At 58.9% G+C, this 10,690-nt stretch carries 11 protein-coding genes and 1 tRNA gene; 7 read left to right on the top strand and 5 right to left on the bottom strand.

Features of this window, described 5'->3' with window-relative positions:
* The first annotated feature begins 177 nt into the window (after positions 1-177).
* From Q4E11_RS10570 to Q4E11_RS10585, 4 genes are all read left to right on the top strand, one after another.
* Entirely contained in the window at positions 178-588 is a 411-nt protein-coding gene (locus Q4E11_RS10570; protein WP_303165641.1) for an HAD-IA family hydrolase, read from the top strand.
* Positions 588-1,079, top strand: a complete 492-nt coding sequence (locus Q4E11_RS10575; RefSeq protein WP_303165644.1) for a hypothetical protein — start codon at positions 588-590, stop codon at positions 1,077-1,079. Before Q4E11_RS10570 ends, Q4E11_RS10575 begins: the two co-directional genes overlap by 1 nt.
* A gap of 397 nt (positions 1,080-1,476) precedes the next feature.
* Positions 1,477-2,532 (top strand): ferredoxin reductase, encoded by a 1,056-nt coding sequence (locus Q4E11_RS10580; RefSeq protein ID WP_303165646.1) that lies wholly within the window; start codon positions 1,477-1,479, stop codon positions 2,530-2,532.
* A gap of 59 nt (positions 2,533-2,591) precedes the next feature.
* Positions 2,592-3,923, top strand: coding sequence for an acyl-CoA desaturase (locus Q4E11_RS10585; protein ID WP_303165648.1), 1,332 nt, complete (start codon positions 2,592-2,594; stop codon positions 3,921-3,923).
* A gap of 50 nt (positions 3,924-3,973) precedes the next feature.
* On the opposite strand, the gene Q4E11_RS10590 is transcribed toward Q4E11_RS10585, so the two are convergent.
* The 3 genes from Q4E11_RS10590 to aroA are packed head-to-tail and all read right to left on the bottom strand — an operon-like array spanning position 3,974 to position 7,912.
* The gene (locus Q4E11_RS10590) at positions 3,974-5,389 is read right to left on the bottom strand and encodes a chloride channel protein (RefSeq protein WP_303165650.1); all 1,416 of its coding nucleotides are present in this window, start codon (positions 5,387-5,389) and stop codon (positions 3,974-3,976) included.
* A complete protein-coding gene (gene rsgA / locus Q4E11_RS10595; RefSeq protein ID WP_303165652.1) occupies positions 5,376-6,431 on the bottom strand; it encodes a ribosome small subunit-dependent GTPase A in 1,056 nt (351 codons plus the stop codon). The genes Q4E11_RS10590 and rsgA overlap by 14 nt, the downstream gene beginning before the upstream one ends.
* Before the next feature lie 2 nt (positions 6,432-6,433).
* Complete coding sequence (aroA, locus tag Q4E11_RS10600; RefSeq protein WP_303165654.1) at positions 6,434-7,912, bottom strand: 3-phosphoshikimate 1-carboxyvinyltransferase; 1,479 nt, start codon at positions 7,910-7,912, stop codon at positions 6,434-6,436.
* 70 nt (positions 7,913-7,982) lie between these two features.
* Here aroA and Q4E11_RS10605 point away from each other — a divergent pair, with 70 nt between their 5' ends.
* Positions 7,983-8,663: an SOS response-associated peptidase gene (locus Q4E11_RS10605; protein ID WP_303165656.1), complete on the top strand. Its 681-nt coding sequence runs from the start codon at positions 7,983-7,985 to the stop codon at positions 8,661-8,663.
* 22 nt (positions 8,664-8,685) lie between these two features.
* On the opposite strand, the gene Q4E11_RS10610 is transcribed toward Q4E11_RS10605, so the two are convergent.
* Positions 8,686-9,195, bottom strand: a complete 510-nt coding sequence (locus Q4E11_RS10610) for a YbaK/EbsC family protein (RefSeq protein ID WP_303165658.1) — start codon at positions 9,193-9,195, stop codon at positions 8,686-8,688.
* Between the two features lie 86 nt (positions 9,196-9,281).
* On the opposite strand from Q4E11_RS10610, the gene Q4E11_RS10615 reads away from it, so the two are divergent.
* A complete protein-coding gene (locus Q4E11_RS10615) occupies positions 9,282-9,920 on the top strand; it encodes a sigma-70 family RNA polymerase sigma factor (RefSeq protein ID WP_303165660.1) in 639 nt (212 codons plus the stop codon).
* A 20-nt stretch (positions 9,921-9,940) separates the two neighbouring features.
* Complete coding sequence (gene rsrA / locus Q4E11_RS10620) at positions 9,941-10,225, top strand: mycothiol system anti-sigma-R factor (RefSeq protein ID WP_303165662.1); 285 nt, start codon at positions 9,941-9,943, stop codon at positions 10,223-10,225.
* Positions 10,226-10,343: 118 nt separating this feature from the next.
* Here the strand turns inward: rsrA and Q4E11_RS10625 are convergent.
* Positions 10,344-10,416, bottom strand: a tRNA-Ala gene (locus tag Q4E11_RS10625).
* Positions 10,417-10,690 lie beyond the last annotated feature (274 nt).

Genomic DNA, 10,690 nt, shown 5'->3' on the forward strand with positions numbered 1-10,690 from the left:
TACCGGGACCAGCGACTATCCCCATTATCAGGGACACTCACAAGGTAACGGGGGAGCGCGGATTGCATAGTCAAGTTGAGTTGGGAAAATTGACATTTAAATGGTGCTGAAAATAGTCGTTTGACGCGCTGAACAGGTTAAAAGGCAAACACCCAGGTCGTGCGATAAACTGCCACCATGCGCGGAATGATTATTGACTACTGTGGTGTCCTTGACGGCACCGAGGAAGACCAGGCACGTTGGCGTAATTTGTTGGTAGAAGCGCGTGCCAATGGCGTTGGCCTGGCAGTGCTTTCGAATGATCCGGGTGGCCCTGGTGCGGACCCGATTCGCAAGCTCGAGGATGAGGGCTTGGTAGATGCCTTCGTACTCTCCGGTGAGATTGGCCATGAGAAGCCCTCCACCGAGGCTTTTGATGCTGCCGCTGCCGCTATTGAGCTGCCGGCACGTGATTGTGTTTTTGTGGATGACTCAATTGAGAACATTCACGCTGCCGTGTCCCATGGCATGGTGGGTGTGTTCTACCAGCAGTTCGACCGCGCAGTCGTTGAGATTGCCGGTCTGTTGGGGCTTGAAGGCGAGTTTTAATGCGGGTCTATATTCCAGCGACTTTTTCCATGCTCGAGGGATTGAGCGAGGATAAGCTCTTCCATGCCCGTGGGGGCTGGGGGTTTGCTGTTACTGACGCCCTTCGTGAGTTCTTTGAAGAGGGCGATGACGAAGAGCTGGCAGATATCGCTTTCGATGAGGCCGCGCGCGCATCGCTGCGCCTACTGGATGCGATGGAGGAGAAGTTCCCGCATCGTCGTGTGGTCATCTCCGTGGACGTTGATGCCGAGCCACAACCGGACATGGGTGATTCCGTAGTCAAGGTTGGAGGTCCGATTCCGCTTTCCGATGTTGCGGCGCTGCATGTTGATGTGGAGTCAGCACAGGACAAGGTTGAGGCCGCCATTGCTGCCGTCGATAAGGCAGACCTCGGGGACGAGGACGCGGAGCTGACCGTGGGGGATGCGCTCGAAATTCCGCTGGCGTGGTATGACGTGGCTGAACTGGGAATGCTTGTCGAGCTGCTGTAATAGACAGACTATTAGTCTTTGGGGCTGAGAGATTTTCTCTTGGCCCCTTTTTTCGTGCCATGACGCTTGTCGACGGCGCTGTGCAAGCTGCGTCCTTCTTGAGGTGTGGCGCAAAGCGCGGGGGAGGGGGAGTGGGAGGGGTGGGGGTACACCACGATGTGTCACCAAAGTACGGGCTAATGCCATGTCACCGGTATCTTTTCAACTCCCGGCGGGGGTAGTGACACATTTAACTAAGGTGTCAAAAATGTTTTTATCTCTTGACTATAAATCTACGTATTCGTAGTCTACGTGTACGTAACCTACGGTCTAGTAACTAATGCTTTAGAAACTAGCCGTATCCGCAGGCAAAGAGGTCGATTCGGTCTTTGCCAGCCAAGTGAGGAGATACAGACGAATGGGGATTCGGACAACACTTTCTCGGGCCTTGAAGCATTTGTCCACACCCTTGCTGCCAGATGACTACACACATCTGGTCAACCCGCTGTGGTCCAGGCGCGAGTTGCGCGGCCGCATTGAACGCATAATGCCCACGTCACCGACTACCGCCGAGCTGGTTATTCGTCCAGGCTGGGCCGTTCCCACCGACTTTCATGCCGGACAATTCCTCGGCATTGGCGTCCAAGTCAATGGCAAGTATCTGTGGCGCTCATATTCGCTGACCAACCCGCCGCAGCCGAAAGACGGCTTGTTGACCATTAATGTTCGCGCACTCGATGACGGCTATGTCTCCAAACATCTGGTTTCCTATGCAAGACCAGGCACGGTCGTTCGCCTCGCTGCTCCGGCCGGTGACTTTCACCTCCCCAATCCGGTGCCGGCTCGCATCGCATTTGTCACCGCTGGCTCAGGCGTGACTCCGGTGATCTCCATGCTGCGTGACTTGTCCCGCCGAGGCATCCGCGCGGAGGTCGCACACCTCCACTCCTACCGCGGCGACGACGAGGCTGTATTTGTCGATGAGCTCCGCACGCTTGCCGACGACCCCGGAGCCCTGACCTACCGTCTTGCTCTGCGCAACACAGCCGAGCAACCGCGCATTGACGCTGCCGTGGTCACACAGACCATTGCGGATTTTAAATCGCTGGCATCGTCGAAAAGCGCGTATGCCTGCGGGCCCGCCGGACTGCTGGAGACGCTGGAAGAGGCGTTCCCAGGTGTGCGAACGGAGCGTTTTGTACTTGCGCGGACGGCGACTACGGCGGGCGGGACGGTGAGTTTTGGTAGCCGCGGTGATGTGAATGTCGACGGTGCGACCACGATTTTGGAAGCCAGTGAACAGATTGGTGTGAACCTTCCGCACGGGTGTCGAATGGGCATTTGTGCGACGTGCGTGCAGCAGCTGGCGGCGGGGACCGCACGGGATATTCGAAATGGCACGACGTTTGAGGCCGGCGAGCGGATTCGTACGTGTGTCTGTACGCCGGTGGGGGACGCGGCGCTGGACCTATAAAACCTAAGAATTCTCGATAGAGCAGCAACGAACTACTACTTGAGCTGGAGTTTTGATTCATGGCAATTTCGGATATTGCGTCCTATGCACACTTGAGTGAAGAAGATGTGGCGGAGATTGGGCGTCGGTTTGCGGAGATTGAAAAGCAACACCGCGACTCGCTGGGGCAGAAGGATGCTCGCTACATTCGCACTCTCATCAGGATTCAGCGCACACTTGAGGTGGCAGGGCGTGGCCTGCTGATGGTGCCAACCGCAGGGCTTGCCTTAAATAAACTGGGTATCTTGCCGAAGTCCTGGAAGAACACCGCGCACTGGGGATTCAAGTGGGGCGGTGCCGCGACGCTGGGACTGGCCAAGATTCTGGAAAATCTTGAAATCGGCCACAACACCATGCACGGTCAGTGGGATTGGATGAACGATCCGGAGATTCACTCCTCAACGTGGGAATGGGACAATTCCTGCCCCGCATCTGGCTGGAAGCATTCGCACAACTTCGTGCATCACAAGTACACCAATGTCATTGGCATGGATAACGACGTGGGATACGGCATCCTGCGCGTCACCCGCGACCGTCGCTGGAAGCCGACGACCCTTTTGCAGCCGGTCACCAATGTCGTGTTGGCCAGCCTATTTCAATGGGCGGTCGCTTTCTACGATGTTGAGCTCGGGCGAGTCTTTGCAGGAAAGAAGTCGTGGCAGGAGGCCCGTGGGGATTTGTCGGCGGTGCTTGCAAAGTCCGGCCGCCAGCTGCTGAAGGACTATGTTCTATTCCCAGTGCTGGCAGGTTCGCGCTACCGAGAAGTCGCCTTTGCCAATATGATGGCCAACCTAGCCCGCAACTTGTGGGCGTACGCAGTCATTTTCTGCGGGCACTTCCCAGATGATGCTGAGACCTTCACCAAGGAGCAGTACAACACGGAGGACAAAAACGAGTGGTACCTGCGCCAGATGCTAGGCTCTGCGAACTTTACCGGCGGGCTGGCGCTGTCGGTGCTGTCTGGCAACCTGAATTACCAGATTGAGCATCACCTCTACCCGGACATGCCCTCCAACCGTTTGGCGCGCATCTCTCAGCAGGTTCAAGAAATCTGCCGTGAGTACGATCTGCCCTACAACACCGGTTCTTTCCCGAAGCAATTTCTACAGGTCCAGCGCACTTTGCTGAAGCTTTCCCTGCCGGATCGCTTCCTGGTTGCAGATCCCGACAATGCTCCGGAAGTACGCTCCAACGCCGCATTTACCAAGCACCCTGAAATCGACGAAGCGCTCAATCCCGAGGGCGCGCCACGGACAGGCTTAGCGACGGGGTTGCGAGCCCTGCGTAAATTGCGTCCAGGAATCCGGAAGATTGTGCGGGCGTACACAGGTCGGTCGACACACAGGAAGTAGCAGCGGCAACGTTGGTTGCTGAGGCCGAAGTTGAGGCTTAGGCAGAGCCGCTACTTTGCGGCTTCGCTTTGGCTGCCGTCCTTCGATTTGTCATCGTGCGAGTCATCCTCCCGCTGACCCGGCTCACGGTTCCATGGCATCGCCTGCTTGCGGGGCAGGTGCAGCAGCGCGCGAATCAGAGCCACGGTAAGTGCTGCAGTTGCCGCAGCCAAAAACAGTGCGAGGTACGCCGAGGAGTTCTGGCCGGTAAACTCCACCGTCACAATGAGTGCGAACAATGGGGCGGCCATCGAGGCGGACAGGAAGGCCGCGGCTCCCAGAATTGCGTAGTCGCTCAGCGGAATCATTGGCATCAGCGGCTGCACAAAGCACCCCACAATAAATCCGCTTAAGGCACCGAGCGCAAAGCCCGGAGTCAGCAGCCCGCCGACTGCCCCAGAGCGGAAAGTGACAAGAACTGCCACAGCCTTGGCAATGAACAGGATGACAGCAAAGCCCAGCAGCGGCCGATCCATCAGCACAGTGGTGGCGGCAATGCGGCCGTTGCCAAGTACCTCCGGAATCCACAGCGCAATGACACCGACGATGGTAAATGCGAGTGGAATAGCCCAGGCGGAGTGCCAACCACTCGGCTCCTTATCCGTCGCGCGAGCAGAGGCTATGCGGAAAGCGTAGCCCAGCGCGCCACAGACCACTCCGAGCAGTAGCGCAGCGCCAATATTGCCCCAGCCCTCAGAAAGGTTAATCGGGCTATACAGCGGGCTGCTGCCGACCACAATCCCAGCTGTCACGGTTGCGATAGCTGAACACGCCAGCACAACCATCACAGCGGTAATACTGAGCGAGCCCAGCAGAATCTCCAGTGAGAAAATCGCTCCCGCCAGCGGAATATGATAAATCGCTCCCAGACCAGCACCCGCGGCTGCCGCGACCAAAATTCGTCGGTGGTGCGGATCAATGCGAAGGCGATGCGACATTTGCGACGCCACCATCGCACCGAATTCACGAGGCGCATTCTCACGGCCCATCGAGGCACCGGCAGCGACTGTCGCCATCTGCAGGAAAACATTGACAGCCGTCGACCACACAGGCATCAGTCGGCCATTCATACCGGCTTCGACGCTTTCAATCGGCTTGGCTTTGGTACGCAGCGCAGCCCAGATCGGCCCCGCCACCAGGCCGGCCACAACAATGCCGATAAAACGCTGCATGCCGGTCGTACCGTCGGTGACGACAGCCACGTCGCCCTCATGCTGGCCGTAGACGACATATTCAATGCCGTGCATAATCAGTGCCAGCGCTGCAGCGCCCAGCCCCGTGGCGAGCCCGACAATCAACGTGTAAATGCACAGCAGCACCCAGCTCGTCGGATCAGGGTAGAGACCTGAGTCATTGCCCGACATCGTGTCGTCGATCTCCGGCGTCTGTGCCGATTGTGGCTGTGCCTCCTGGCTAGTCTCTTTCAATGTCCAGCTCCCAAGCCTCGTTGTCGCTGATTGCGCTCAACAGGCGACGCACGGCCATTGCACGGCGGTGCTGCACTCCCTCCAACGCATCGAGTGCACATTCTGGATCCGCCGGTGGGCCTAAGTGCGTACAACCGCGGGGGCAGTCCTCTGCCGCTGCCGCAATATCCGGAAACGCCGCCAGCAGCGTCTCCGGTGTCACATGCGCAAGACCGAAAGAGCGGATACCCGGCGTATCAATAATCCACGACTGTGCTGCATCAGCACCGTCATCGCTTTTCGACGGCAACACCAGCGCCACAGACTGAGTGGAGGTATGGCGGCCCTTGCCGACGCCACTGACTTCACCAGTTTCGCGATTCGCATCGGGAACAAGGCGGTTGACCAGCGTTGATTTTCCAACACCGGAATGTCCAACAAGCGCAGTCACGCGTCCTGGGACATCGATGAGCTCCAAAAGTGGATCCAGATCGTCGTTGATACCGCAGACGATGACGTCGACTCCCAGAGCTGTGAATTCACCAGCGAATTCCTGCGGATCGGCCAGGTCCGACTTGGTCAGACAGAGAATGGGCCGCACTCCACCGGCGTAGGCGGCAACCAGAGCGCGCTCCACAAAACCCGTACGCGGTGCGGGGTCCGCGACAGCGCAGACAATGAGCAGTAGAGAAGCATTTGCCACCACAATGCGCTCGTAGGGGTCGTTGTCATCGGCAGTGCGACGTAGCACAGTGCTGCGATCGGCCAACTTCACGATGCGGGCCAGTGTTCCCTCACGGCCGCTGACATCGCCAACAACACCTACGCGGTCGCCCACCACGATGTTGGTGCGGCCCAGTTCGCGGGCGCGCATACAGGTGACGGTAATCTCTGGGGATTCATCGAGGACAACGCCCCAGCGACCACGGTCCTTGGTAACGACCATGCCCCAGCGCGCATCAGCGTGGCTGGGACGGTCTTTCGTCCGTGGCCGCGACCCTTTACCGGGGCGGATGCGTACGTCGGATTCATCCCACTGCCGTCCACGCCTGCGTGCTGCCACTACTAATTCGCCGCCTCAGAGCCGTTCGACATATTGTCCAGGCGGTTTTTCACCGACTGCTCCAGCGTACTGGGGCTCGGGGATGCCAGATTGAGCATCTCTAGCCAGCGCATATCAAAGCCTGGCATGGTCTTAGCGGTGGTGCCGATATTTTCCACTTCGACACCTTCAGTACGCAGGCCAATAATTGCACCGGCGGTGGCCATGCGGTGGTCGGCATAGCTGTGCCAGAGGCCGCCGTGGAGAGGTGCGGGTTCAATCGCAATGCCGTCGTCAAGCTCAGTGGCACGCCCACCGAGACGATTGATTTCGGTGGTCAGCGCAGCGAGGCGGTTGGTTTCGTGACCGCGCAGGTGCGCGATGCCGGTGAGTGTCGTCGGCGTCGTGGCTAGTGCGGCGATAGCGGCGACTGTCGGTGTCAGCTCGCCGATTTCGGACATGTCCATTTCGATACCGCGCAGCTCAGAGGGCTTCGGACCGACGACTGTCAGGCTGGTGTTGCCGTCATTGGACTTGTTGAATGTTACGGTCGCGCCCATGGCCGTGAGAATCTCGCGGATGCGATCGCCCGGCTGCGTGGTGTGCTCTGGCCAATCCGGGATGGTGACGCTGCCGCCGGTGACGGCTGCAGCGGCGAGGAACGCCGCAGCGTTGGACAAATCCGGCTCAACGGTCCAGGTACGCCCCATGATCTCGGTGGGCTGAATGGTAAACGTCGTGCGTGTGCCGTCGTCGGTGTCGGTGGTCTGCTCATCGACCTCAACACCGGCGGTGCGCAGCATCTCGATGGTCATATCAATATGCGGGCGCGAAGGAATCTCGCCAGTCGGACGCAGTACCAGACCGCGGCCGTAGCGTGGCGCGGACAGCAGGAGGCCAGAGACGAACTGGCTGGAGGCAGAAGAATCAATCTCGACCTCGCCACCGATATCCGGCAGATCTGCTTCCTGGACGGAATCACCCAGGCGGTGGCCCTGATTCGGGCCCTGCGGGTTGACGGTAAAGGGCAGGCTGTCGCCGTCGATAGTCACGCCCAGCGTGCGCAGCGCATCCAGCACCGCGGACATCGGGCGGGCCGTGGCCTCGACATCGCCCTTGAAGAACACCGAGCCCTGCGCAATAGCGGCAATCGGCGGCACGAAGCGCATGACGGTACCGGCCAGACCACAATCGACCACGCCACCGCGCAAAATGCGTGGAGTGACGCGCAGCGTGTGATTCGGGGCGCCGGCGTAACCCGAATCAGCGTCAATATCAGTTCCCAATGCCCGCAGTGCACGAATCATCAGTTCTGTGTCGCGGGAGCGCAGAGCACCGTTAATCACCGATGGAGTCGATGACAGTGCAGCAATGACCAGCGCGCGGTTGGTAATCGACTTTGAGCCGGCAACAGGAACCGTGGCGCTAAAGGGAAGTCGACCGGATTCGGCACCGTCGACACTTACCGTAGGGGCGGACCAATTCTGATTTTGGGAACACACATAGCCAATTATGGAACACTTCCGTCACAGACCTCGACTAGAGGGGGAGGAATCGGCAGAATCGGTAACTATGTGTGGTCGTTTTGTCACCTTTACCGTCGAGGAAAAACTGCTCAGCGCAGTCTCCCGCATCCCCGGGCTTGCCCCAGTTCGCACTGATGGGCCGCTGCCTGGTGAGCGCTACAACATCGGCCCGACCATGCCCATCGTCGCACTCGCCCGCGAGTATCCCGGACGTGAAGGCACCATCGCTGCCACTGTGCGCTGGGGGCTTGTGCCGCATTGGGCGCGTGAAATGCCAGCCACCGCATTCTTCAATGCCCGTGCCGAAACCTGGCAGTCCAAGCCCACCTTCCGCGACGGCCTGCCGTGTGCCATCCCCATGAACGGCTGGTACGAGTGGAAAGATCGCCAACCGTACTTCGTCAGTTTCGGCGCAGATGCGCCCCTCTTCACGGTCGCCGGATTGTGGTCACGCTGGGGCGACATCGTCTCCGCGACGATTCTCACCACCGATGCCGTAGGACAGCTTGGCGATCTGCATCACCGCATGCCACGCGTGCTTGACGACGGTGAGGTTGCGGACTGGCTCGATTTTTCCAATTGGGCCAGCGACGGTGACGTGGGCATGACCGCACCTGAGCTCGTGGAGAAAATGACCATTCGGCCCGTCAACCGAGTCGTGGGCAATGTCGCCAACGACGGGCCACACCTGCTGGATGACCTCGGTCAGAGCCGGGAACTGTTCTAGGTCGCCGGAGTAGCCGCGGGGGTTAGCGCGCGATTGGGGCGACCGTGGCGTCGGCAAGCGAAACCAGATCTGTCGGCGACAGTTCGATATCCCACCCACGGCGACCACCGGAGACGAATACCGTGTCGGCGAGTGTGGCGGTTTCATCGATGACGGTGGGCAGCGCGCGACGGCCGCCCAGCGGTGAGATGCCACCGGGGATGTAGCCGGTGGCCAGCGACGCGTCGTGGGGGTCAGCCATGGCGGCCTTGGATGCGCCGAGTGCGGCGGCGGCAGCCTTGAGATTGAGCATGCCCGTTGCCGGCACGACGGCGATGGCGAGGCCGGTGCGTTTGCCGGAGAGCTCGATGATGAGCGTTTTGAAGATGCGTGCGGACTCGATGCCGTGATGTTCGAGAAGCCAGGCGGCGGCTTCTTCGCCGAAGTTGTCGCTGCCGTGCGGGAACTGGTGGACCTCAAAGTCGATGCCCGCGGCCTGGCAGGCGGCGATGGCTGGAGTAGCAGCGGCGGATTTCTTGGACTTCTTCGACATAGTTTCCATCCTGGCACAGCGGATAACAGGCCCGTTCGAGCGGGCATGGGGGCAGTGGTGGTCTGCGATGTTTTAGGATTAGAGCCATGTCAGGTGATCACACAGGAACATCGGCATCATCGGCCGTTCGGACCGATGAGTCGGACGAGGAGCTTGCGCAGCGGTTTGAGCGTGACGCAATGCCACTTTTGGACCAGCTCTACGGAGCGGCACTGAGGATGACACGCAACCCCGCCGATGCCGAAGACCTAGTGCAGGAGGCTTATATCAAGGCCTTTCAGGGCTTCCGCTCCTATAAGCCGGGCACGAATTTGAAAGCGTGGCTGTACCGCATTTTGACCAATGCGTACATCAATAATTACCGCAAGGCGCAGCGTCGTCCGGCGGAGTACGCCACCGATGACATCACGGATTCGCAGATTGCGGAGACCGCGTCGCACACTTCCGTGGGGCTGCGCTCTGCCGAGGTAGAAGCATTGGAAAAGCTTCCTGATGAGGAAATCAGTGAGGCATTGATGAGTCTTAAAGAGGACTACCGCATGGTGGTCTACTACGCCGATGTCGAGGGCATGCCGTATAAGGAAATCGCCGAAATCATGGGTACGCCCATCGGAACTGTGATGAGTCGGTTGCATCGTGGAAGAAAACAGCTGCGTGAAGCGTTGCACAACGTAGCTGTGGAACGTGGATTCTTGAAAGAAGAAAAGGAGGATTCTCCGCGATGAGCCGAGAGTCGGGCCATGAAATGGAGCAGAGGCCAAGAAATGGACACGCCTGCGACAATTCTTTCTGCCAGGACGTCCACTCGCGCCTCCATGCTTTTTTGGATGGAGAGTGCGATCCGGAAGAGCGCCGATTTTTAGAGGAACACATTCACGAGTGTCCGGAGTGCCTGGAGGAATTTGGTTCTGAACAGGCTATACGACGGCTGCTGCGCCGTTGCTGTCAGCAGCCAGCCCCGGAGGACTTGCGTCAGCGAATCACCACCAGAATTCGCGTGTCCTACACGCGTGTGGAATACCGCGGGTAGTTACTGGCGGCTAGCTTTTGGCGCGTGTGCTTTTCATGCGTATTCCTCTGACACGCAATCTTTGACGGGTAATGCGAAAATATCCCAGGTCACGGTGACGTGGCCTGGGATATTTTTGTGGAGCTAGGGGGAATCGAACCCCTGACCTTCGCATTGCGAACGCGACGCTCTACCAACTGAGCTATAGCCCCATTGCTTTTGCGCAACTTAGGGTTTTGCACAAACCTTGCTTGAGTAGCTGTAAAAGCTCTGTTTTTAGACGTTACTCCGGTGGGGGTTGGGCTCCAAACTCGCTGGTGCGTGGTCTAGTGGGTGGTAGATTCCGGAAAGTGAAGATGAGAAACGGAAGAGGCACCGAAGAGGTACCGAAAGTGACTAGGTTTATGGCAGTTTAGTGCGAAAAAAGACGCGGTGGGGTCAGGCGGTCATTGCATCATGGATAACACCAGAGATTACCTCCCGGGG

The sequence above is a fragment of the Corynebacterium sp. genome (assembly GCF_030532195.1).
Classification (GTDB): Bacteria; Actinomycetota; Actinomycetes; order Mycobacteriales; family Mycobacteriaceae; genus Corynebacterium.